At 70.0% G+C, this 22,113-nt stretch carries 17 protein-coding genes and 1 tRNA gene; 12 read left to right on the plus strand and 6 right to left on the minus strand.

What is annotated here, in order from left to right:
- The first annotated feature begins 119 nt into the window (after nucleotides 1-119).
- Nucleotides 120-1,556, plus strand: coding sequence for a DUF2079 domain-containing protein (locus CES90_RS35450; RefSeq protein WP_189782770.1), 1,437 nt, complete (start codon nucleotides 120-122; stop codon nucleotides 1,554-1,556).
- Between the two features lie 200 nt (nucleotides 1,557-1,756).
- On the opposite strand, the gene CES90_RS35455 is transcribed toward CES90_RS35450, so the two are convergent.
- Nucleotides 1,757-4,336: an ABC transporter permease gene (locus CES90_RS35455; RefSeq protein WP_189782771.1), complete on the minus strand. Its 2,580-nt coding sequence runs from the start codon at nucleotides 4,334-4,336 to the stop codon at nucleotides 1,757-1,759.
- Nucleotides 4,333-5,151 carry an ABC transporter ATP-binding protein gene (locus CES90_RS35460; RefSeq protein ID WP_189782772.1) on the minus strand — a complete coding sequence of 273 codons (819 nt, stop codon included), beginning with the start codon at nucleotides 5,149-5,151 and terminating at the stop codon, nucleotides 4,333-4,335. The genes CES90_RS35455 and CES90_RS35460 overlap by 4 nt, the downstream gene beginning before the upstream one ends.
- A gap of 455 nt (nucleotides 5,152-5,606) precedes the next feature.
- On the opposite strand from CES90_RS35460, the gene CES90_RS35465 reads away from it, so the two are divergent.
- Nucleotides 5,607-7,100 carry an MFS transporter gene (locus tag CES90_RS35465; protein WP_189782773.1) on the plus strand — a complete coding sequence of 498 codons (1,494 nt, stop codon included), beginning with the start codon at nucleotides 5,607-5,609 and terminating at the stop codon, nucleotides 7,098-7,100.
- A gap of 171 nt (nucleotides 7,101-7,271) precedes the next feature.
- On the opposite strand, the gene CES90_RS35470 is transcribed toward CES90_RS35465, so the two are convergent.
- The 3 genes from CES90_RS35470 to CES90_RS35480 form a co-directional block, all read right to left on the minus strand.
- The gene (locus CES90_RS35470) at nucleotides 7,272-8,168 is read right to left on the minus strand and encodes a coiled-coil domain-containing protein (protein ID WP_189782774.1); all 897 of its coding nucleotides are present in this window, start codon (nucleotides 8,166-8,168) and stop codon (nucleotides 7,272-7,274) included.
- Nucleotides 8,169-8,383: 215 nt separating this feature from the next.
- Nucleotides 8,384-11,338 (minus strand): SUKH-4 family immunity protein, encoded by a 2,955-nt coding sequence (locus CES90_RS35475; protein WP_189782775.1) that lies wholly within the window; start codon nucleotides 11,336-11,338, stop codon nucleotides 8,384-8,386.
- Nucleotides 11,339-11,345: 7 nt separating this feature from the next.
- Nucleotides 11,346-12,365 (minus strand): SMI1/KNR4 family protein, encoded by a 1,020-nt coding sequence (locus CES90_RS35480; RefSeq protein WP_189782776.1) that lies wholly within the window; start codon nucleotides 12,363-12,365, stop codon nucleotides 11,346-11,348.
- A gap of 417 nt (nucleotides 12,366-12,782) precedes the next feature.
- Here CES90_RS35480 and CES90_RS35485 point away from each other — a divergent pair, with 417 nt between their 5' ends.
- Both CES90_RS35485 and CES90_RS35490 read left to right on the plus strand, forming a co-directional pair.
- Complete coding sequence (locus tag CES90_RS35485; RefSeq protein WP_189782777.1) at nucleotides 12,783-13,283, plus strand: YwqJ-related putative deaminase; 501 nt, start codon at nucleotides 12,783-12,785, stop codon at nucleotides 13,281-13,283.
- Between the two features lie 168 nt (nucleotides 13,284-13,451).
- A complete protein-coding gene (locus tag CES90_RS35490; protein ID WP_189782778.1) occupies nucleotides 13,452-13,946 on the plus strand; it encodes an SUKH-3 domain-containing protein in 495 nt (164 codons plus the stop codon).
- A gap of 49 nt (nucleotides 13,947-13,995) precedes the next feature.
- On the opposite strand, the gene CES90_RS35495 is transcribed toward CES90_RS35490, so the two are convergent.
- Entirely contained in the window at nucleotides 13,996-15,336 is a 1,341-nt protein-coding gene (locus tag CES90_RS35495; RefSeq protein WP_189782779.1) for a sensor histidine kinase, read from the minus strand.
- Between the two features lie 167 nt (nucleotides 15,337-15,503).
- Between CES90_RS35495 and CES90_RS35500 the strand changes: the two genes are divergently transcribed.
- From CES90_RS35500 to CES90_RS35535, 8 genes are all read left to right on the plus strand, one after another.
- On the plus strand, nucleotides 15,504-16,364 hold the full coding sequence (locus tag CES90_RS35500) for a hypothetical protein (protein WP_189782780.1): 861 nt from the start codon (nucleotides 15,504-15,506) through the stop codon (nucleotides 16,362-16,364).
- Nucleotides 16,365-16,379: 15 nt separating this feature from the next.
- Nucleotides 16,380-16,451 (plus strand) — tRNA-Gln (locus CES90_RS35505).
- A 118-nt stretch (nucleotides 16,452-16,569) separates the two neighbouring features.
- Nucleotides 16,570-18,018 (plus strand): bifunctional UDP-N-acetylglucosamine diphosphorylase/glucosamine-1-phosphate N-acetyltransferase GlmU, encoded by a 1,449-nt coding sequence (glmU, locus tag CES90_RS35510; RefSeq protein WP_189782781.1) that lies wholly within the window; start codon nucleotides 16,570-16,572, stop codon nucleotides 18,016-18,018.
- 109 nt (nucleotides 18,019-18,127) lie between these two features.
- Nucleotides 18,128-19,102: a ribose-phosphate diphosphokinase gene (locus tag CES90_RS35515; protein ID WP_189782782.1), complete on the plus strand. Its 975-nt coding sequence runs from the start codon at nucleotides 18,128-18,130 to the stop codon at nucleotides 19,100-19,102.
- Nucleotides 19,103-19,289: 187 nt separating this feature from the next.
- Nucleotides 19,290-19,883, plus strand: a complete 594-nt coding sequence (locus CES90_RS35520; protein WP_189782783.1) for a 50S ribosomal protein L25/general stress protein Ctc — start codon at nucleotides 19,290-19,292, stop codon at nucleotides 19,881-19,883.
- Between the two features lie 72 nt (nucleotides 19,884-19,955).
- Nucleotides 19,956-20,558 (plus strand): aminoacyl-tRNA hydrolase, encoded by a 603-nt coding sequence (pth, locus tag CES90_RS35525; RefSeq protein WP_189782784.1) that lies wholly within the window; start codon nucleotides 19,956-19,958, stop codon nucleotides 20,556-20,558.
- 99 nt (nucleotides 20,559-20,657) lie between these two features.
- Nucleotides 20,658-21,197 carry a hypothetical protein gene (locus CES90_RS35530; RefSeq protein ID WP_189782785.1) on the plus strand — a complete coding sequence of 180 codons (540 nt, stop codon included), beginning with the start codon at nucleotides 20,658-20,660 and terminating at the stop codon, nucleotides 21,195-21,197.
- 208 nt (nucleotides 21,198-21,405) lie between these two features.
- Complete coding sequence (locus CES90_RS35535) at nucleotides 21,406-22,080, plus strand: LPXTG cell wall anchor domain-containing protein (RefSeq protein ID WP_189782786.1); 675 nt, start codon at nucleotides 21,406-21,408, stop codon at nucleotides 22,078-22,080.
- Nucleotides 22,081-22,113 lie beyond the last annotated feature (33 nt).

The raw sequence follows: 22,113 nt of genomic DNA on the forward strand, positions 1-22,113 counted from the left end.
TGGTCCGTGACCGTCGTGTGTGGTTTCTCGCGCAGTTCCCCGCGCCCCTGAAAGCACGAGGCGCCGCCTAACCTGAAGGGCACCCGACCGGCCCTGCCCCAACCCGAACGCGAGTCCCCATGTCCCCGAGCGCCCCTCCGCCCACGGCTCTCATACCCGCGCAGGTCACGGCCTCGGGCTCGGCTCGTGACCTGCGGCGGGTCTTCTCCGCGCGGCGCGATCCGTACGTGCTCGCCGTCGGGTTCTTCGTCGCGTACGCGGCGGTGTCGGTCGGGCGGTATCGGCACATGGGTACTCGGTCGTGGGACCTGGGCATTTTCGAGCAGGCGGTCCGGGGGTACGCGCACTTTCAGGCGCCGATCGTCGATCTGAAGGGGCCCGGGTTCAACGTCCTCGGTGATCACTTCAGCCCGGTCACCGCCCTGCTCGCGCCCATCTACCGGGTCGTCCCCTCCCCCGTCACGCTGCTGGTGGCACAGGCGGCGCTGTTCGCGTTGTCGGCGGTGCCGGTCACCCGGGTCGCCGCGCGGATGCTCGGGCGGGCGCGCGGGCTGGCGGTCGGGGTGGCGTACGGGCTGTCGTGGGGGCTGCAGCGGGCGGTGGACTTCGACTTCCACGAGATCTGCTTCGCGGTTCCGCTGATCGCGTTCTCGCTGGAGGCGCTGCTGACGCAGCGGTGGCGCGCGGCGCTGCTCTGGGCGCTGCCGCTGGTGCTGGTCAAGGAGGACCTGGGGCTGACGACGGCGGCCCTCGCGGTCGTGGTCGCGCTACGGGCCCGGAAGCACGGTTCGGCCCGGACCGTGCCGTACGCCATCGCCGTGGCCTCGTTCGGCGCGGTCGCGGCGCTGCTCACCTTCACCGTGATCATCCCGGCGTTCAACGCCACCGGCGGCTACGACTACTGGACCAAGGTCGGCGAGGCCGGCCCGCTCGAAGGCACGGACACCAAGATCCGCACGCTGCTGTGGCTGCTGGTGCCGACGAGCGGGCTGCTGGCCTTGCGCTCGCCGATCCTCATAGCCGCTCTCCCCACCCTCGGCTGGCGTTTCCTGTCCTCCGACGACCACTACTGGGGCACGGACTGGCACTACAGCGCCGTCCTGATGCCGATCGTCACCCTCGCCCTCGTCGACGCGCTCCCGGCCGCCCGTCACAGCGCCCGCCCGTGGCTGCGCTCGTACGCGTTCCATTTGCCCGCCACCGTCGCCGCGGCCGCGCTGGCGCTGACGGCCTCGCTGCCGCTGTCCGCGCTGACCGAGGCCGACGCCTATCGCGTCCCGGACCGGGTCACGGCCGTGGAGAGGCTGCTGGACACCGTCCCGGACGGCGCCACCGTCGAGTCCAACATCGGGCCCATCACCCGCCTCACCTCCCGCTGCCGCGTCTTCTGGATCGGCCGCGCCAAGGGGCTCACCCCGGACTACATCGTCTTCAACAACTCCTCGCGGTGGGTGAAGGACGTCCCGGGGTACGCCCGTCAGCTGCATCCGCGCGCCCAGTACGAGCTCAGGGGCCTGGTCCAGGGGTACGTGCTGCTGAAACGGACCTCCCCGTGAGACGTACATCCCTGAACATCTGTGAAAATCACCTTCCCTTGAGTCGTACGCCCCCTTTGAAACGTACGTCCCCTTGAAGCGGTGGAACCCGGCGCCGGGAAGTGTCGACTTCCCGGCGCCGGGCTCTCCCCCGGTTCCCCCGTGGCCCATGGCCACTCACTCGGTGGCTACTCGGTGGCTACTCGGTGGCTACTCGGTGGCTACTCGGTGGCGATCGCGTTCAGGACGTTCATCCGGCCCGCCCGGAACGCCGGGACCAGGGCCGCGAACAGGCCCACGAAGGCCGAGCCGAGGAAGACGGCGATGATGGTCGGCCAGGGGATGTCGAGGACGTTCAGGCCCTCCAGGGCGAGGAGTTGCTGGGCGGTGGCACCCCAGCCCATCCCCAGGCCCAGGCCGAGCAGCGCGCCGAACAGGGCGATGACGACCGACTCCAGGCGGATCATGCGGCGCAGCTGGCGTCGTGAGAGGCCGATGGCCCGCATCAGGCCGATCTCGCGCGTCCGCTCGACCACCGACAGCGCCAGGGTGTTCACGACTCCCAGGATCGCGACGATGATCGCGAGGGCGAGCAGGCCGTAGATCATGTTGAGGAGCTGGTCGATCTGGCCCTTCAGGGCCTCCTTGTAGTCGGTCTGGTCGCGGACCTCGTACTGCGGGTAGTCGTGCAGGGCGTCCTTGAGGGACTTGTACGCGGCCGTCTCCTGGCCGTCCTTCGCGGAGGCGAAGAGGAGCTGGTCGAGCGGCATCTTCTCGGCGGGGACGTACTTGGCCATGGTGTCGATGGCCGTGTACATGGCGCCCGCGTCGATGACGACGTCGCTGCTGGTGATGGCCCGTACGGTCAACCGGGCCGTGGAGCCGCCCTGGAAGGCGACGGAGACCTTGGAGCCGAGTTCGATGCCGTGGTCCTTGGCGAACTCCTCGTGGACGGACATCGAGTCGGGCTTGTAGGCGTCCGTCAGGTTGCCGGCGACGGTCTCGGTGGCGAGGTCCGTGGCGTAGCTCGGGTCGGCGGCGGTGATCGCCGTGTCCTTGAGGGTCTTGCCGTCGGGGGTGGTGAAGTCGGCCTGGGTCCACTTGTACTCGGTGACGCTGTCGACGCCCTCGGCGGAGCGCGCGGCCTCGACCGCCTGCGCGGTGATCAGCTGGCCGGTGTCGGACTGGATGATGAAGTCCGTGCCGACGGTCTTGTCGAGCTGCTCGGTGGCCGAGGCGACCATGGAGGAGCCGACGACCGAGAGGCAGGCGACGAGCGCGAGGCCGATCATCAGGGCGGCGCCCGTGGCTCCGGTACGGCGCGGGTTGCGCAGCGCGTTGCGTTCGGCCATCCGTCCGACGGGGCCGAAGATCCTGAGGACGAGCGCGCCCAGGACGCGGACCACGGCACCCGCGAGGAGCGGGCCGATGACGACGAAACCGATGAGGGACAGCACGACACCGCCGCCGAGCCACATCGAGCCCTCGCCCGCCTTGCCGGCGGCGGACGCCAGGTACAGGCAGTAGCCACCGGCGCCGGTCAGGACCAGGCCGATCGCGGCCCGTACGACACCGGCCTTGACGTCCAGTGGGGCGCCGGAGTCGCGCAGGGCGGCCATCGGGGAGACCTTGCCGGCGCGCCGGGCCGGCACGTACGCGGCCAGGACGGTCACGACGATGCCGAGGAGCAGGCCGACCGCCGGGGTGGTCCAGGCAACGGTGAGGTCGTCGGTGGACAGGTTCATGCCCGTGGCGCCCATGAGCTTCATCAGGCCGATGGCGAGGGCGACGCCCGCGGCGACACCGAGCACCGAGCCGAAGACGCCGAGCAGCAGCGCCTCGACGAGCACGGAGCGGTTGACCTGGCTGCGGCTGGAGCCGATGGCCCGCATCAGACCGATCTCGCGGGTCCGCTGGGCGACCAGCATCGAGAAGGTGTTGATGATCAGGAAGATGCCGACGAGGAAGGCGATCCCGGCGAAGCCGAGCATCGCGTACTTCATCACGCCCATGAACTCCTGGACGTCGGCGGCGTTCGCGTCCGCGACCTCCTTGGCGGTCTGCACCTTGTAGGCGCCGCCCAGTTCGGCGGCGACGTTCTTCTTCAGCTGCGCGTCCGTGATCCCCGCGTCGGCGGTGACATTGACGTTGGTGTACACGCCGGTCTCGCCGACGAGGGTCTTCTGAGCGGTGGCGGTGTCGAGGTAGAAGATCGCGGCGCCGGGGTTGGTGACCTGGAACTCGGCGATGCCGGCCACCTTGGCCCGGTGCGTGCCGACGGCCGAGATCACACCGATCTCGTCGCCGAGCTTCAGCCCGTGCTTGTCGGCGGTGTCCGCGTCGACCATGATCTGGTCCGGCCCGCGCGGCGCGTTGCCGGAGGCGATCTTCATCGTGCGGGCGTCGTTGGCGTTCCAGTTGCCGACGATGGTCGGGGCGCCGCTGGTGGGCGAGAGGTTGTCCTTGTCGGCGTCGACGACCGTCACCGAGGTCGAGAAGACCGTGCCCTCGGCGGACCTGACGCCCTCCGCGCCGCCCACCTTGTCGAGCACGGAGGCGGGCATGACCGGCGGCTTGCCGTTGTCGGCCTGGGTCTCACCGGTGCCCGAGGCGTCCTCGGCGCTGACCGTGACATCGGAGGCGGTGGCCGCGAACAGCTTGTCGAACGTCGTGCTCATCGTGTCGGTGAACACGAGCGTGCCGCACACGAACGCCACCGACAGCATGACCGCGATGGCCGACAGCGCCATCCGTCCCTTGTGCGCGAAGAAGTTGCGCATCGAGGTCTTCATGACACTCATGACGTACGCCCCCGCGCGTCGAAGTTGGGGGTCTGGGGGTGTCCCCCAGAAAAAAGGTGCATGCGGTCCAGGACGGTGTCCGCGGTCGGCTTGTACATCTCGTCGACGATCCGCCCGTCGGCCAGGTACAGCACGCGGTCCGCGTACGAGGCGGCCACCGGGTCGTGGGTGACCATCACGATGGTCTGGCCCAGTTCGTCCACCGACCGCCGCAGGAAGCCGAGCACCTCGGCGCCGGCCCGCGAGTCCAGGTTCCCGGTCGGCTCGTCACCGAAGATGATCTCCGGCCGGGCCGCCAGCGCCCGCGCCACGGCGACGCGCTGCTGCTGACCGCCGGAGAGCTGGGTGGGCCGGTGCCTGAGCCGGTCGGAGAGCCCGACCGTGTCCACGACCCGCCCCAGCCACTGCTTGTCGGGCTTCCGCCCGGCGATGTCCATCGGCAGGGTGATGTTCTCTATCGCGTTCAGCGTCGGCAGCAGGTTGAACGCCTGGAAGATGAACCCGATCCGGTCCCGGCGCAGCTGCGTGAGCCTCTTGTCCTTCAGCCCGGTGATCTCGGTGTCGTCCAGGTAGATCTGGCCGCTCGTCACGGTGTCGAGCCCGGCGAGGCAGTGCATGAGGGTGGACTTCCCGGACCCCGAAGGACCCATGATCGCGGTGAACTGCCCCCGCGCGATGTCCACGTCCACATGGTCGAGGGCGACGACACGGGTCTCCCCGGACCCGTACGCCTTCACGACCTGCCGCGCCCGCGCGGCAACGGCCGTAGTCCCTCCAGTACCCCCGTGCCTGGTGATGGTCACAGCCGATGTCACGGTATGTCTCCTATGTCGGTCAGCGGACAAGCAGTACGAAGTGAGGTGCCAAGTCGTACGAGGTGATGTGCCCTTGAGTCTGGTCCCCCGACGGGGTCCGGCGCGCTGGTGCCCGGCGCAGTCTTCTGCTGGGGAAAACCCCACCCCCACCGGTCCGGTGCACCGCCCTCCAGCGGCGTAAAGCCAGGTTAAGGACGAGGGCGGGGCCGTCTCGTCCTCCGACGGTACGAACCCTGCCCTGGCCGTAGTACGGAGGTACCCCTAGGGGAACTGGCCCGCCGGGACGAGACCGTCTCGGGGTCCGCGTCCCCCTTCCGGCGCACTCAGGCTGCACCCTGCCGCCACAATTCAGCAGGGGCCGCGCGAAGCGCGTCGTTGAGGGGTGGTGGTCGGGCGACGGGCGGGCCAAGTGGCATGGTGTTCCGCGGCAGACAGGTGCAAGGGGAAGGAATCCGGTGGGCGACACGCGACCCGCGGTACGCGACTCGGCACAGCACACCGGAACCGACAGACGAAGAGCCGTCGCCGTCGCCCTCATGCTGGCCATGGGGCTGGCCGCGCTGGACTCCACGATCGTCTCGACCGCCGTACCGCAGATCGTCGCGGACCTCGGCGGCTTCTCCGTCTTCTCCTGGCTGTTCTCGGGCTATCTGCTCGCGGTGACGGTCACGCTCCCCGTCTACGGCAAGCTCTCCGATACCTTCGGCCGCAAACCGGTACTGATCGTGGGCGCGGCCCTGTTCCTGCTGGGCTCGCTGCTCTGCGCGCTCGCCTGGAACATGGGTTCGCTGATCGCCTTCCGTATCGTCCAGGGCCTGGGCGGCGGAGCGCTCCAGGGCACCGTGCAGACGCTGGCCGCCGACCTCTACCCCCTGGAGGAACGCCCCAAGATCCAGTCCAAGCTGTCCACGGTGTGGGCGATGTCGGCGGTGGCGGGTCCCGGGGTGGGCGGAGTGCTCGCCGCCTACGCGGACTGGCGCTGGATCTTCCTCATCAACCTCCCGCTCGGCGCGGCCGCGCTGTGGCTGCTGGCCCGTCATCTGCACGAGCCGCGGCGGGAGTCGACGAGTCGGCCGCGTATCGACTGGGCGGGCGCCCTGACGGTCTTCGCCTGCGGAGGCGCCCTGCTGACGGCGCTGGTGCAGGGCGGGGTGGCCTGGGACTGGCTCTCCTGGCCCTCAATCACCCTGCTGGGCACGGGAGTCGCCCTGATCGCGGCACTGGTCCTGATCGAACGCCGGGCCGCCGAACCGATCGTCCCCGGCTGGGTGTGGCGCCGCCGCACGATCGCCGCGGTGAACCTCGCCCTCGGTGCACTGGGCCTGCTGATGGTCGCGCCCACGGTCTTCCTCGCGACCTACGCCCAGTCGGTGCTGGGCCTGGCACCGGTGGCCGCCGGATTCGTCGTGTCCATCTGGACGTTGAGCTGGCCGGTGTCGGCGGCCTTCAGCCAGCACGTCTACCGCAGGATCGGCTTCCGCGACACAGCCCTCCTGGGCATGGCGGCGGCAGCAGCCCTCCTCTTCGCCTTCCCGCTCCTCCCCTACCCGGGCGAGGCCTGGCAGCCCACGCTGCTGATGCTCCTCCTCGGCGCCGCCCTGGGCCTCTTCCAACTCCCCCTGATCGTGGGCGTCCAGTCGACGGTGGAGTGGGAGGAGCGCGGCACCGCCACCGCGTCCATCCTCTTCTGCCGCCAGACGGGCCAGACCCTGGGCGCGGCCGTGTTCGGCGCGGTGGCGAACGGCGTGCTGGCGTCCCGCCTCGGCGGCGCGGGAGACCTGGACGCCGTGACCCACTCCCTCGACTCAGGCACAGCCGCCGAGCCGGTCCGCAGGGCCGTCGCGGACGCGGTCCACGCCGTGTACCTGGGAGCGGCGGCTGCGGCGGCGGTGGCGTTCGTGGTGCTGCTGGTGGTGGCGCCGCGGAGGTTTCCGGTACTGAAGGACTGAGCCACTCGCGACGTCGCGTGCTACGCGGACAGCAGCGGACCCACGACTCCGCCGACTCCGCCGACTCCGCCGACATGGATCTCGTAGACCTCGCCGAACTCGGGGACACCAGCGACGAGTTCCTCCAGAAAGCGGACGGCGCCGACAAGGCTGTTCGTCGCCCGGATGTGACTACTCGCCCTGCGCGTTGCCCGTCAGCGCCGACAGGCTCGCGCGTACGCAGTCCATCTGGGCCTGCAGTTCGTCCGAGCGTTCGCCGTGTTCGCGCAGGATGCGTTCGGTCTCGCGCATGATGCGTTCCTCGCGCATCCGGGCCTCCGCGATCAGTTCGCAGGCGCGGGCCTCGGCCTCGGCCTGGATCTGGGCCGCGGCTCCCGCGGAGTCGGCGAGGACGCGTTCCGCCTCTGCGACGGCGGCCTGCGCCTGGGCGACGCGTGCCGTGTGGTGGGCCTCGAACGCAGCCTCGCGCCCGGCGATGTCGCGCTCGATGTCGGCGACGCGCTCGGCGTACTCCCTGTCCAGCTCGGCGAGCATCCCCTCGGTGCGCTCCCGCACCTCCCGCAGCGCGGCCAGGGCCTCACCCCGGCCCTCCTTCACCGCGCGCCGCGCCCCGATGCGCAGGTCGTCGGCCTGGGCCTGGGCGGCCAGCAACCGGTGCCGGGCCCGCTCGTCGGCCTCGCCACGCACCCCGTCGGCGTACGCCTGCGCGGCCTGAAGCACCCGCCGCCCGGCCTCCTCCGCCTCCTCGACGATCCGCTGGGCCTCCAGGCGCCCGCCCGCACGCACCGCCCCGGCCTCCTCGACCCCGAGTTCGAACAGCTCGCGGGCCCGGCCGCCGAGTGCCTCGTACGTCTGCGGGGCCAGCCCGGCGACCGTCGCGCGCAGCCGGGCCAGTTCCGCGTCCATGTCCTTGGCCAGCACGGTCAGCCGGGCGGCCCGCTCCCACGCGGCGTCACGGTCCTGCGAGAGCGCCACCGCGCAGGCGTAGACCTGGTCGGGACGGTAACCACGCCGTACGACGTCGAAGTCGAGCGTGAAGCCGTGGGGCGCCGTCGGTGCGCTGCTCATGCTGGACCCTCTCCGCCGGACGCACACGAAATGATGATTTCGCGCACATCTTGATGTATCGGACGGAAGTGTTCATAACGCGACACTCCGTACGAGGTCATGGACGACGGCAAGAGAGAACGGAAACAGGGGCTGGGCCCGGTCCTGCGACCGGGCCCAGCCCCTGTTCCGTTCCCACGACCGCCGTCAGCGACCACGACCGTGGCGGTGGCGCTTTACAGCAATCCGTCCCACATCTGCTCCAGCAGCACCGACCACCAGCTCTCCGGCGACGCCAGCGCCGCCGGGTCGAGGGCGGCGAGCTGAGCCTGGAAATCGACGGTCCAGCGGCCCGCCTGCTCCTGGTTCAGACCGAAGCGCAGCCGCCACATCCGGCCGAGAAGAGCCAGACAACGCGCGAACTCGGGCAGGCCCGTGTTCACGAACTGCGGCGGTACGGGCGCACCGCCCGGCCCCGCCTCCACGGGTACCGCCACGATGTTCGCCGTGCCGTACTGCACACACAGCGCCTTGCCGAAGTCGCTGCCCATCACGAGGTACGAGCCCGCGTCCGCCGCCGGCTGCACACCCCGCTCCTGCGCCAGCTCCGCCAGAGTCGGCACCGGACGCCCCGGCTGGGCCTGCGCCCAGAAGAACGGCCCCATGTCCACCGGCAGCCCCGCCACGACCAGCGTGTGCGCCACGATCGGCGGAACGCCCTGCCGCGACACCGCCTGCTGGTCGAACCGGAACACCCCCGGCCCGAACACCGCCGCCAGCTCCTGCCCGATCGCCTCCGGCGGAATCGGCGGCGCCGGCTGCACCGGCGGCAACGGCGCCCGCACCGGCGCGGGCCGCGCCGGACCATCCGCCACCTGGTGCAACTCGCCCTGGTGCGCGAGGAGTTGAGCCATTCCCTGCTGCCGGCTCGCATGGTCCTTGCCGTACGGGGCGATGGACGTGATGCGCGCGTTCGGCCACTGCTCGCGGATCATCCGCGCGCAGTACGCACCCGGCAGCTCGCACGACTCCAGCTCCGTGTGGAGTTCGAGGACCGCCTCCGGCGGGATGTTCATACCGCGCAGCTCATGGAAGATCTGCCACTCCGGGTGCGGGGTGCCCGGCGCGGACCGCCGGATCACCTGCTGCTCGGAGCCGTCGGGCGCGCGGTAGCGCAGTACGGCCTGGTAGCCGGGGCCGACGGTCGGCTGACCGGCGGGCGGCTGCGGGTAGCCGTACGCGGGGGGCGCCCCCATCCCCATCGGCGGCCGGCCCGGCATCCCCTGCGGAGCACCCGGCGGCATCCCCGGCGGGCCGGGCGGCTGCGGGACTCCGGGCACGCCGGGCCCACCGACCGGAGGCCCCGCCAGCATCGTCTCGGCGTGGTGTACGGGACCGGGGCCACCCGGCGGCGTCCCCGGCTGCCCAGGAGCACCAGGAGCACCAGGCGCAGCCGGGCCACCCACGCCAGGTCCGGCCAGCATGGTCGCCGCGTGATGCACACCACCCGCGGGCGTACCCCCAGGCGGATTCGGCGCGCCCGGAGCACCCGGGGCACCCGGGGCACCCGGGGCACCCGGAGGACCGGGGGGAGCGGGCGGCTGGCCCGGAACCCCAGGAGGCCCCGGCGGCAGCGGCGCGCCCGGGCCGCCCACCGCGGGACCGGCCAGCATGGTCGCCGCATGGTGCACACCACCTGCGGGCGTACCCCCGGGCGGATTCGGCGCGCCCGGAGCGCCCGGGGCACCTGGAGTACCAGGCTGACCCGGAGCGCCGGGGGCACCCGGACCGCCGGGCTGACCGGGAGCGGGCGTGCCCGGACCGCCGGCCAATCCCTCCGGCCCGTCCGGGCCAAGAGCCGAAACCAGCTGCGTAGGCACGTAACCACCCGCCGGAGTCCCCGGGTTCCCCGGAGCACCGGGCCCGGACTGCGGCGCGGGCGTACCGCCCGGACGCGCGCCCGGCGTACCGGGGGTACCCGGCGGAGCCGGAGGCGGCGGCGCACCCGGACCACCGCCCCGGCCACCCCGACGCGGAGGCGGCGCCGCCTTACTGGTGGCGGCGTCGGCAATGTCACCGGCGTGGGGCGCGAGCGGCGTACGGGGACCGGACCCCTGCGGGCCACCCGCTCCCTGCGGATAGCCATAAGAAGGCGCACCCGGCGGCGGCGTACCCGGCCCGTGCGGGACCGGCCCACCCGGGTACCCGTACGAAGGCGCACCCGGCGGCGGCGTACCCGGCCCGTGCGGCGGCGGCTGCTGCGAAGGCCCGCCCGGCGCTCCCAGATCGGGGCCGGGACCGCCCACCGCGGGAGCCACCGTCGTACGCGGAAGCTGGCTGCCCCCGGACATCAGCGCGGTCTTGGCGTCCGGCGCCGCGCCCGGCGGCGGAGTGTCGTGCTCCTCGCCCACCTCGGACAGCTGCGGCGCGAACACCGTCTGCGGCAGCGGTACCGAACGGTCGTCCTCCGCCTCGGCGTTGGTGTCCGTCCCCGCCCACGGAGTCGCCCCGGCAGGCACACCCGGCACCGCGTCGTGCGGCTCGCCGATGTCCCTGGGCGGCACCACGTCCCGCACCTCGTCATCCGCCGACGCGGCGGCCGGCCACGGCGTCGCATCGGCCGGAGTGACAGACGTACCGGACGTCACGGGCCCAGGCGGCGTCCCCTGACCCGGCATCGTCTCGGGCATCGCCCCCGCGCCCCCGGACACCCCATTGGCACCCGGGCCACCCGGGCCACCCATCGAATCCGCAACCGCAGCCGGACGGGACCCAGCACCATCGGACGCACCCGACCCCGACCGACGATCCGGAATCCCCAGCTTGTCCGCCGCGTCCTGCAACCACTCCGGCGGAGTCAGCAGGAACGACGTCTGGTTCAGATCCACCCGCGCCGGAGGCGCCGCAGGCGCAGCCGCCGGAGCCGCCTCCGTACGGCCGTACTCCTCCTCGTAACGACGGATCACCTCACCCACCGGCAGCGCCGGCCACAGCGTGGCCTCCCCACTGTCCCGAGCAATGACCAGCCGCTGCGCGCCGCCATCGGAACGCGGACCGTCCGCACGGTCCTCCGCCCACACCACGAACCCGAGCTCGAACTCCCGCACCCGCACCTCACGGTGCTGATAACCGGGCAGCTCCCCGTTGATCCACTCCTCGGCGCGCTCCTGCGCCTGAGCGAACGTCACCATCGAAAACTCACTCCCCCACCGAGGACGCCGAAGACGACGCGGCACCCGCGGCGACCGGCACAGCACGTGCGAAGCCACCGTCCACCATCAGGTTCGCCACCGTCTCCAACTCCGGCGGATTTCCCGCCAACCGGGACAGAAACGCGTCGAAGTCCTCACCGGCAGGGAGCAGCAACCGCTCCACCCGCTCGGCCGGAGGCCACGACGGATCGACATCACGGGCGTCGTCGTACGCGCAGAACCACACCGACCCGATCCGGTCGCCCTTCACCTTCACCGCCAGCAACCCGCCCTGCGCGAACGCGACACCCAGATAATCCTTGGTGAGATGGTCCCGCAGACACTTGTTGACGTACACCAAGTCGTTGACGGCCGCCTCGTCGCGCACCGTGAAAAACGGCTGATCGACCAGCAGCCCCAACTCCGCGTCCAGCGCCGCCCCCACCGGAGCACAACCACCGGCCGCCTTCAGGAACGACCGGTACGCACCCGGCAGCCGGTACCCGAGATCCTCCTCGACCCCTTGCACCTGCGACTCCGTCACCGCCACCGCCGACGACTTCGGCAACCCGAAATGCGCCGGCCGGGTCTCCTGCAACGGCCGCGTGCCCCGCTTGTTCTGATCCACACGCGCCGTCGCGATACCACCGTGATGCCGCAGCAGCGCCTTCACCTCGACCGGCACCAACTCCAGCCGCCGACCGCCCGCGACGTGATGCCACGTCCACCCGTGCGGCGTCGCCACCGTCGGAATCGTGTCCCACAACTCATGCCCGGTCGCCGCCAGCGCCGCGTTCGCGGACACATAGTCCGTCAACCGCAACTCGTCCACACCGAACCCCTCCGGAGGATCGGCGATCTCCGCCGCGGCACGCGCATAGGGCGAGAAGTCCGGATAGCCGTGCGCGTCAACACGGACACCCCTCGGATGACGCGCGGCCCGGACCGGGTCCGGAAACTGCACGACCTGCCCGGCATAGGCCGCGTTCGGCGGCGCGGCTTGCTGCCCGAGCCGACCTGTCGTCATGGCGGTAGCCCCCTGCGGCGTTCTGTGTGACCTGTTCTGACGGTCTGACTGCTGCTGACTGCTGTCTCAGTAATGACTGGTCCAACCGGCGGCGAAAAGGCCCGTGCACACCCTCGTACCCAGCCTCTTCCCACACCCCGATCCACCCAGCCCCCGCACCCGACCGGCACTCGATCAGCTCTCCATCAGCTCTCGATCTGCCCTCGATCGCGGGAACCGCACGGACCGCGGTTGTCGACAGCCTATGCGGTACGGCGACACCGGTCACCGGGCCTCCGCTTCCGTGACCAGCCGTCACACCACCCTCACCGTGCGCCGAAGCCCGGGCGTGTCGCACAACCCCAGCTTCCGCACCCGCCACACCGTTTGGCACTCTGTGTCCGCTGACGGGGGATGCGACAGGAGGGGACGACGATCATGAGCACGACGCAGGCGGGACCTTCGGGCGATCCCCGCATCGGCTGGAGCACCGCGGAACAGCCGCATGCCCCCGCCCTCCTCCACCGCCGCGACGGCATCCTGCCCACCGTCGCCGCCGCCCTCTCCGTACGCGGCGAAACCCTCACCGGCACCGCCGCCCGCGGCGACCACGCACCACCCCTGCACCCCCTCGTCCAGGAGTTCCTCGACTCCCTCGCCACCGCACAACGCGACCGCTTCACCGGCCGCTGCGCCGAGGCCATCCTCATCTCCCGGCACATCACCACCGCCGACGCCGCCCGCAGCAAGCGCGCCGCCCGCAGACCCATGACCAACGGCGAAGCCCGCAAAGTCCTCAAACAGGCCAAACTCACCACCCGCCACATCCGCGAGGACGGCGACCCCCTCCACGGCGGCTTCGCCACCCCCTGCCGCGCCTGCACCGCCCTCAGCGCCCACTTCGGCGTCCGCATCGTGGACCCCACACAGCAGAACTGACGGGCAATCCCCCACCGAGCAACCGAAGAACCCCCAACACCGTCTCTACAGCCCCCAGCACCATCCCTGAAGGAACACCCCGGAAATCACAAAACCCACCCCGGACCCACAGGAACACCTGATAGGCCGAAGTCCCCACCAACGAACCCCCCGACGAACAAAGGGCAGATGCACACCGACCGCACCTCGACCACGCGCTTCTCCGTACCCGTCGACGCCGCCCTGCGCGCCGCCGGCTGGCAGCCCGGACGCTGGGACATAAAGCAGGCCGAAATCTGGGCCGACACCCTGCGCGAGCACACCTCGCCCGCAGGCCACCGCCACGCCGTCTTCCCCGCGGCCGTCGAAGCCTGGGCCGAATTCGGCGGCCTCCACCTCACCTCACAAGGTCCCGGCCGCCAACTCGCCCCCGCCGACCTCCACCTCGACCCCCTCCACGGCCTCCACATGGCCCGCACCCTCGGCGACCTCGGCCGCGCCCTCGACACCGAGGTCAGCCCCCTCGGCCACGAAACGGCCACCCGAGCCCTCCTCGCCATCGACACAAGCGGCCGCACCTACGCCCTCGACCACACCGGCGACTGGTACCTCGGCCCCCACATCGACGCCGCCCTCACCACCCTCCTCACCGGCAACGCCCCGGTACGGCTCACAACAGGCTGAGAGGTCGCCTCCACCACCGCGGGCAATCGTGCCGCCGGGGACAGCGCGCCTACGCCGCCGGAATCACCGCCGACACCCGAAACCCCCCAGCCTCCGTCGGCCCCGACACAAACACGCCCCCCAGCCGAGCCACCCGCTCCTTCATGCCGAGCAACCCATTCCCCCCACTCGGCAACCGCGCGGCCCCCGCCGCCCCCGGCTCCGGCGGCGGACCGTTCTCCACCTGCATCGCGATCTCCGCCGCCCGATGCGCCAACCGCACCTGCGTCTTCGCCCCCGCCGCATGCTTGTGCACGTTCGTCAACGCCTCCTGCACCACCCGGTACGCCGTCTGCTCCACATCAGCCGCATACGCCCGCACCTCCCCCTCCACCGACAACTCGACGACCATCCCCGCAGCCGCCGACTGCCCCACCAACTCCCCCAACTCCGCCAGACAAGGCCCCTCCCCCGACTCCTCCTCCGCCCGCGAAGCCGCCGCGGCCGCAGCCGCAGCCGCCCCCACCGCAGCCAACGGCACCCCCGTCGGCTCCGCCCGCACCACCGACGACAACCCCTCCCCCGACCGCAAAACCCCGAGCATCTCCCGCAACTCGGTCAACGCCTGCCGCCCCATGTCCCCCACAAGCGCCGCATTCTTCACGGCCTTCTCAGGATCCTTCCGCGCCACCGCCTGCAAGGCAGCGGCATGCACAACCATCAAGCTCACCCGATGCGCGACCACGTCATGCATCTCCCGCGCTATACGAGTCCGCTCCTCCCCCCGAGCCCACTCCGCCCGCTCCTCCGCCCGCTCCGCGAGCAACTGAAGCTCCCGCTCCAACGAGTCCGCCCGCTCCCGCAAACTCTCCATCAACCGCCGCCGCGCCCCCACGTACAACCCGAGCAGCACCGGCGGCGCGGTCAGCCCGATCGCCACCGCCAACGACACGAACGGCGCGAACCACTCCCCACTGACCCCCGCGCCCCCACTCACATTGCTCCGCGTCGTCTGCACGAACCACACGATGAACACACCGACGAACGCCATCCCCGACAACGCCCCGATGATCCGCCGCGGCGCCTCCGACGCCGCCAGCGTGTACAACCCGACGAGCCCCATCAGATACCCCATCTGAGCAGGCGCGACAGCGACGAAGACCAACACGACGGCGACGGGCCACATCCGCCGCACCAACAAAACGGACCCCGCGGCGGCCCCGAACACAACCCCCACACCCACCGGCAACCCGGCCTCGCCCGCGAACCGCTCCCCCCGCACCGCACACTCGACCGCCGACACCAGCGCCAACCCGCCGTCCAGCAGCACCCCCCGCCGCCGCTCCCACCACCACGGCCCGGCCCTCTCCCCCGCCTCGGCCCCGGTGCGGTCTTCCCCCGTCGTGGTCATAGCCCAAGCCTACGTTCGAGCACCCCCGCTTTTCCGGCGAGTTTCCCGTACTGGCCTACACCACACCCCGCATTCGAACAGAAGCGAAACCACCCGGTATCGCTCGAACTACTGAATCGCCCACCGTTCGATCCTGGAACCCCCCATTCCGCCCAGACGGTATGCCCATGGCACACGCACACGGCAAATGCGCCGACTTCGAGGGCCTGCGGGAGCGGGCAGTCGCCCTGCGCCGAGCAGGCCTCAGCCGCCGCCAGATCCGCGACCGGCTCCACGTCGACAACAACGACATCCTCAACCGCCTCCTGGAGGGCGAGCCCCCACCGGAGTGGACCAAGCGCCCGAACGCCAAGGACGACCTGCGACACAGGGCCCGAGAGCTACGCCTCCAGGGCTGGACGTACGACCAGATCCAGGTGGAGCTGGGCTGCTCGAAGAGCTCGATCTCGCTTTGGGTTCGGGACCTGCCGAAGCCGGAGCGGCGAGACCCGACGGAACAGGCGAAGCTCGCAGCCCGTAAGAGGTGGGAGCACGAGCTGGCGATCCGTGACGAGGAGCGCCAGCGCACCAAAGCGGCCGCGACCCAGGAGATGGGAACGATGACAGACCGCGACCTGTTCATCGCAGGAGTCGCCTTGTACTGGGCCGAGGGCTCCAAGGACAAGCCGTACGACCGACGCGAGAACGTGCTGTTCGTCAACAGCGACCCTGGAGTGATCGGCATCTACATGGCCTGGCTGGACCTCCTGGGCGTTGAACCCGAGCGTCGGCGCTACCGGGTCATGATCCACATGACAGCGGACGTCGAAGGTGCGAAGCGCTACTGGGCCGACCTGGTCGGAGTCGACGTCTCCACGTTCCAGAGGACGACCATCAAGAAGCACAACCCCAAGACGGTCCGGAAGAACGTGGGCGAGAACTACCGAGGCTGCCTGGTGATCCGTGTCGCCCAAGGCGCTGACCTGTACCGCCGCATCGAAGGTTGGTGGCAGGGAATGGTGGCTATGGCCCCTGCGCGTCTCCGGTAGGGTCTGATGCAGTGATCCGCCGTGGGGTAACGGTAGCCCGCAGGCCTTTGAAGCCTTGCAGTGCTGGTTCGAATCCAGCCGGCGGAGCTGCTCGGTTCGGGTCCTGACCCCAGACGGTCAGGACCCGCTCACATTTCCCCCTCACAACGCCCCGGTATCCTGCGGATGTCCACACCTCACCCATCCACAGCCGAAGGGCATCCCCGTGAGCGCAACCCGCCCGGCAGCCGTCGTCGTACTCGCAGCGGGTGAGGGCACCCGTATGAAGTCGGCCACACCGAAGGTTCTGCACAGCATTTGTGGCCGTTCGCTGGTCGGCCACGTACTCGCCGCCGCGCGCGAGTTGGACCCGGAGAACCTCGTCGTGGTCGTGGGGCACGCCCGCGAGAAGGTCGCCGCGCATCTGAACGAGATCGACCCGGGCGTACGTACGGCGGTCCAGGCGGAGCAGAACGGCACCGGGCACGCCGTACGCATGGGTCTTGAGGAGCTGGGCGGGACCGTCGACGGGACGGTCGTGGTCGTCTGCGGCGACACCCCGCTGCTCACCGGCGCCACCCTCCAGGCCCTCGCCGCCACCCACGCCGCCGACGGCAACGCGGTCACCGTGCTGACCGCCGAGGTCCCGGACGCCACCGGTTACGGCCGTATCGTGCGCGACGGCGCCTCCGGTGCCGTGACGGAGATCGTGGAGCACAAGGACGCCACCGAGTCGCAGCGTGCGATCCGTGAGATCAACTCGGGGGTGTTCGCGTTCGACGGTCAGCTGCTCGCGGACGCGCTCGGGAAGGTCAGGACGGACAACTCCCAGGGTGAGGAGTACCTGACGGACGTCCTCGGGATCCTCAGGGAAGCCGGGCATCGGGTCGGTGCCTCCGTGGCCGGCGACCACCGTGAGATCGCCGGTATCAACAACCGGGTGCAGCTGGCGGAGGCCCGTCGGATCCTCAATGACCGGCTGCTGACGGAGGCCATGCTGGCCGGTGTGACCGTCGTCGACCCGGCCACCACCTGGGTGGATGTGACCGTCACGTTCGAGCAGGACGCGGTCGTCCACCCGGGGACCCAGCTCCTCGGTGCCACGCACCTCGGTGAGGGCGCGGAGGTCGGTCCGAATTCGCGGTTGAAGGACACGAGGGTCGGGGCCGGGGCCCGGGTCGACAACACGGTCGCGGACGGCGCCGAGGTCGGTCCGCAGGCGACCGTGGGGCCGTTCGCGTATCTGCGGCCCGGCACCCGCCTCGGGCTCAAGTCCAAGATCGGTACGTACGTCGAGACCAAGAACGCGAACATCGGCGAGGGGACCAAGGTGCCGCACCTGTCCTATGTCGGTGACGCGACGATCGGTGAGTACACGAACATCGGCGCGGCGAGCGTGTTCGTGAACTATGACGGGGAGCAGAAGCACCACACGACTGTGGGGTCGCACTGCAGGACCGGTTCGGACAACATGTTTGTGGCGCCTGTCACGGTCGGGGATGGTGCGTACACCGCGGCGGGGTCCGTGATCACGAAGGATGTGCCGCCCGGTTCGTTGGCTGTGGCCCGTGGTCAGCAGCGGAATATCGAGGGTTGGGTGGCTCGTAAGCGTCCGGGGAGCGCGGCGGCGAAGGCGGCCGAGGTGGCTTCTCGGGAGGTGGAAGGCGAAAGCTGACCGGAAACGGGTGCGTCTGGGACGGCGTACCGTGATAAGTGCACACCCGCACCCCGGCTGGGCTTGCTGTTCGCGCGCCCGGCTGAGAAACCTCTGAGGAGACAGTGCTGTGACCGGGATCAAGACGACCGGCGAGAAGAAGATGATGTTCTTCTCCGGCCGCGCCCACCCCGAGCTTGCCAAGGAGGTCGCCCAGCAGTTGGGTGTCGGGGTTGTCCCGACGAAGGCCTTCGACTTCGCGAACGGTGAGATCTATGTCCGTTATGAGGAGTCGGCGCGTGGTGCGGACTGCTTTGTGATTCAGAGCCATACGGCTCCGATCAACCAGTGGGTCATGGAGCAGTTGATCATGATCGACGCGTTGAAGCGTGCGTCGGCTCGTTCCATCACCGTGATCGTGCCGTTCTACGGTTACGCGCGGCAGGACAAGAAGCACCGTGGGCGTGAACCAATTTCGGCGCGTCTGATCGCGGATCTGATGAAGACGGCGGGTGCGGATCGGATTCTGGCGGTGGATCTGCACACGGATCAGATTCAGGGCTTCTTCGATGGTCCGGTGGATCACCTGTTCGCTCTGCCGCTGCTGGCGGACTATGTGGGCGCCAAGGTGGACCGGAGCAAGTTGACGGTGGTGTCTCCGGACGCGGGTCGGGTGCGGGTGGCGGACCGTTGGTGCGACCGGCTGGGTGCGCCGTTGGCGATCGTGCACAAGCGGCGTGACAAGGATGTGGCGAACCAGGTGACCGTCCACGAGGTCGTGGGTGAGGTCAAGGGTCGTGTGTGTGTTCTGGTGGACGACATGGTCGACACGGGTGGCACGATCTGTGCCGCCGCGGACGCGTTGTTCGCGCATGGTGCGGAGGACGTCATCGTGACGGCGACGCATGGTGTGCTGTCGGGTCCGGCGGCGGACCGGCTGAAGAACTCGAAGGTGAGCGAGTTCGTGTTCACGAACTCGCTGCCGACGCCGGGTGAGTTGGATCTGGACAAGATCACGGTGTTGTCGATCGCGCCGACGATCGCGAGTGCGGTGCGTGAGGTGTTCGAGGACGGTTCGGTGACGAGCCTGTTCGACGAGCAGTAGAGATCTACGTGCGGTAGAGATCGTTTTGGGTACGGCCTCCCCCTCCGAGTAGACTGCTGAAGTTGCTCGGCGAGGGAGGCCGTGCCTGTTTTCGCAGGTGTGGTGGTCCGTTATCGACGCGCTCTTCGTAGCAGGCCGTTCGTGTGGCCGGGTGACCTTGTCCCCTAGTTATCTACGAGGAGTGATCATGTCCGAGGTGAAGCTCACCGCGTCGACGCGTACCGAGTTCGGTAAGGGTGCGGCCCGTCGTATCCGTCGTGACGCGAAGGTTCCCGGTGTTCTGTACGGTCACGGTGCGGAGCCGCTGCACCTGACGCTGCCGGGCCACGACCTGCTGCTCGCGCTGCGTACGCCGAACGTCCTGATCTCGCTGGACATCGACGGCAAGACCAGCGAGCTGGCGATCCCGAAGGCTGTGCAGCGTGACCCGCTGAAGGGTTTCCTGGAGCACGTCGACCTGCTGCTCGTGAAGAAGGGCGAGAAGGTCAACGTCGAGATCCCCGTGCACACCGAGGGTGAGCTGGCGGCGGGTGGCAACCTGCTGGAGCACGTGCTGAACGCGCTGCCGGTCGAGGCCGAGGCCACGCACATCCCGGAGTCCGTCACGGTGTCCGTGGAGGGTCTGGTGGCCGGTGCGTCCGTCCTCGCGAAGGACATCACGCTGCCGAAGGGCACCACGCTGGCCGTCGACGCGGACGCCGTCGTCCTGCAGGTTCTGGCCGCTCAGGCGGAGGAGCCGTCGGAGGAGGCCGGCGAGGGCGAAGAGGCTGCCAAGGCCTGAGCTTCGGTTGGGCCGTAGCAGACTGTCAGCCGCCGTTCCCTTCCGGGAGCGGCGGCTGCTGCGTAAGGAGACATGGACGTGACGACCGATCCGAGTGCCCCCTGGCTCATCGCGGGGCTCGGGAATCCTGGACCGGAGTACGCCATGAACCGGCACAACGTGGGGTTCATGGTGGCTGATCTGTTGGCCGAGCGGATCGGGGGGAGGTTCAAGCGGGCGGGGAAGGCTCAGGCGCAGGTGGTGGAGGGGCGGATCGGGCCGCCGGGGCCGGGGAACCGGCGGGTGGTTCTCGTGAAGCCGATGTCGTTCATGAATCTGTCGGGTGGTCCGGTGACCGCGTTGCGGGACTTCTACAAGGTGCCGGTGGCGAACATCGTGGCGGTCCATGACGAGCTGGACATCGATTATGGGACGTTGCGGCTGAAGCTGGGCGGTGGTGACAACGGTCACAATGGGCTGAAGTCGATGACGAAGGCGATGGGGTCGGATTATCACCGGGTGCGGTTCGGGATCGGTCGGCCGCCGGGTCGTATGCAGGTCGCGGACTTCGTGTTGAGGGACTTCTCCTCCACGGAGCGCAAGGAGTTGGACTATTTCGTGGACCGGGCGGCGGACGCGGTGGAGTGTCTGGTCATCGAGGGGTTGGAGCGGGCGCAGGGGACGTACAACTCGTGAGTCGATCGGGATGAGTCCATAAGTCCTGTTTTCGGTCGGCCGCCCGTGCTGGCCTGCGGGGGTTGACCGACCACAGGTCCATGGCCAATGATCCCCGCCATGCCTGCGACAACCACCGAGACCTCTCCGCGTTCGCGGCATGCCCGTGCGTCGCGCGGCAGAGGTGGCAAGGGCGGCGGCACGGCGGCCGCGTTCCGGTACGGGCGGCTCGCGGCGATGGGTGTCGTGGCTGTGGTGATTCTGGTCGCGGGGGTGTGGGGTTCCTGGGACTGTGCCCAGCACGTGATGCTGAGCAAGGGGCGTGAGCAGGGGACGATGACCGTCTCGCGGTGTGGCGAGGAGACCTGCTGGGGGCCGTACGTGCCGGTGTCGGTGGGGTCGACGGCGCGGAAGCGGGTCGACATCGAGCAGACCGTGGCGGTGGAGTCGGGCAAGACGTACATGGTCGTGGTGAAGCCGGGCAGCAGTGAGGTCGTTCGGACGGGGCCGGCGGGTCTGTTGCACGCCTGGGTGCCGCTCGGCGGTGCGCTGTTGCTCGCCTCGGTGGTGGTGGCGGGCGGGCTGCGGATGACTCGTTCGGCGTGGGTGCTGGGCGGCGCGGGGGTAGCGTTGGTCACGGCGGCGTGGGTGGCGCTCTGATCTGGGGTTTCTCCTTCACGGTTTCATCCGGCCCTGCGCGCGTCTGTGGAATGTCTGTACGTTCCCTGATCGTTATCCGGGACGTTTGAGGCGAACCGTAACGGATCGGCCAGACGGGGTGTTCAGCCACTTGACCGGATCTCGCCGGAACTGGAAGCTGAGCCGCCCCCTCCACATCTTCCGTTCCCGTCTCGAAGATGGATTGCCCATGCGCACCCTCATCCGCTTCGGCGCTCTCGCCGTCGCCACGTCAGCCGCGGTGCTGACCGCTCCTTTCGCCGCGCACGCCACGCCGCCCGGTGACAACGGCACCGTGAAGATCCATGACGCGGCGACCGGTGAGGAGCTGAAGAAGAACGAGCCGCACGTGTGCACCTTCTATCTGGACGCGTTCGGTTTCGACGGCGGTCAGCGGGTGGATTGGCACATCGAGGCCTGGGCCCCGACCGCGAAGGTCAAGGGTGAGACGGTGAAGTCCGGGGCGCTGAGCCTGGACGCCGCGGGGCATGGCCGTACGGAGGATCTGTCGCTGCCCGACGGTCACTACAAGCTGTTCTGGAACTTCGACGGTGAGCACGGATCCGCGAAGCACAAGGTGTTCTGGACGGACTGCGACGGGGACGTGAACGCGCAGGAGGAGGAGCGCGGCAAGGAGGGTGACAAGGGGGCGTCCACGCCGTCGGACGGGGCGAAGTCCGACCCGGTGTCCGAGTCCGTCTCCGACCCCGCGGCGTCCGCCTCCCCGCAGGGCGGTTCGGGCGGTGACCTCGCCGAGACGGGTGCCGGGGCGCCGGTCGGTCCGATCGCGGCGGTCGCGGGCGTCCTCGTCGCCGCCGGTGGTTACTTGGTGTTCCGTCGCCGCAGGGCGGGTGGCCGGGGCTGACCCCTCACAGAAAGCGGTGCCCCCACGGTCGTA

The sequence above is a fragment of the Streptomyces capitiformicae genome (assembly GCF_002214185.1).
Lineage (GTDB): Bacteria > Actinomycetota > Actinomycetes > Streptomycetales > Streptomycetaceae > Streptomyces > Streptomyces capitiformicae.

What these genes read in the sequence shown, in the direction of transcription:
- CES90_RS35450 (WP_189782770.1), top strand. Translation starts at nt 120, where the DNA reads ATGTCCCCGAGCGCCCCTCCGCCCACGGCTCTCATACCCGCGCAGGTC.
- CES90_RS35455 (WP_189782771.1), bottom strand. Translation starts at nt 4,336, where the DNA reads ATGAGTGTCATGAAGACCTCGATGCGCAACTTCTTCGCGCACAAGGGA.
- CES90_RS35470 (WP_189782774.1), bottom strand. Translation starts at nt 8,168, where the DNA reads ATGAGCAGCGCACCGACGGCGCCCCACGGCTTCACGCTCGACTTCGAC.
- CES90_RS35475 (WP_189782775.1), bottom strand. Translation starts at nt 11,338, where the DNA reads ATGGTGACGTTCGCTCAGGCGCAGGAGCGCGCCGAGGAGTGGATCAAC.
- CES90_RS35480 (WP_189782776.1), bottom strand. Translation starts at nt 12,365, where the DNA reads ATGACGACAGGTCGGCTCGGGCAGCAAGCCGCGCCGCCGAACGCGGCC.
- CES90_RS35485 (WP_189782777.1), top strand. Translation starts at nt 12,783, where the DNA reads ATGAGCACGACGCAGGCGGGACCTTCGGGCGATCCCCGCATCGGCTGG.
- CES90_RS35490 (WP_189782778.1), top strand. Translation starts at nt 13,452, where the DNA reads ATGCACACCGACCGCACCTCGACCACGCGCTTCTCCGTACCCGTCGAC.
- CES90_RS35495 (WP_189782779.1), bottom strand. Translation starts at nt 15,336, where the DNA reads ATGACCACGACGGGGGAAGACCGCACCGGGGCCGAGGCGGGGGAGAGG.
- CES90_RS35500 (WP_189782780.1), top strand. Translation starts at nt 15,504, where the DNA reads ATGGCACACGCACACGGCAAATGCGCCGACTTCGAGGGCCTGCGGGAG.
- CES90_RS35520 (WP_189782783.1), top strand. Translation starts at nt 19,290, where the DNA reads ATGTCCGAGGTGAAGCTCACCGCGTCGACGCGTACCGAGTTCGGTAAG.
- pth (WP_189782784.1), top strand. Translation starts at nt 19,956, where the DNA reads ATGGACGTGACGACCGATCCGAGTGCCCCCTGGCTCATCGCGGGGCTC.
- CES90_RS35530 (WP_189782785.1), top strand. Translation starts at nt 20,658, where the DNA reads ATGCCTGCGACAACCACCGAGACCTCTCCGCGTTCGCGGCATGCCCGT.
- CES90_RS35535 (WP_189782786.1), top strand. Translation starts at nt 21,406, where the DNA reads ATGCGCACCCTCATCCGCTTCGGCGCTCTCGCCGTCGCCACGTCAGCC.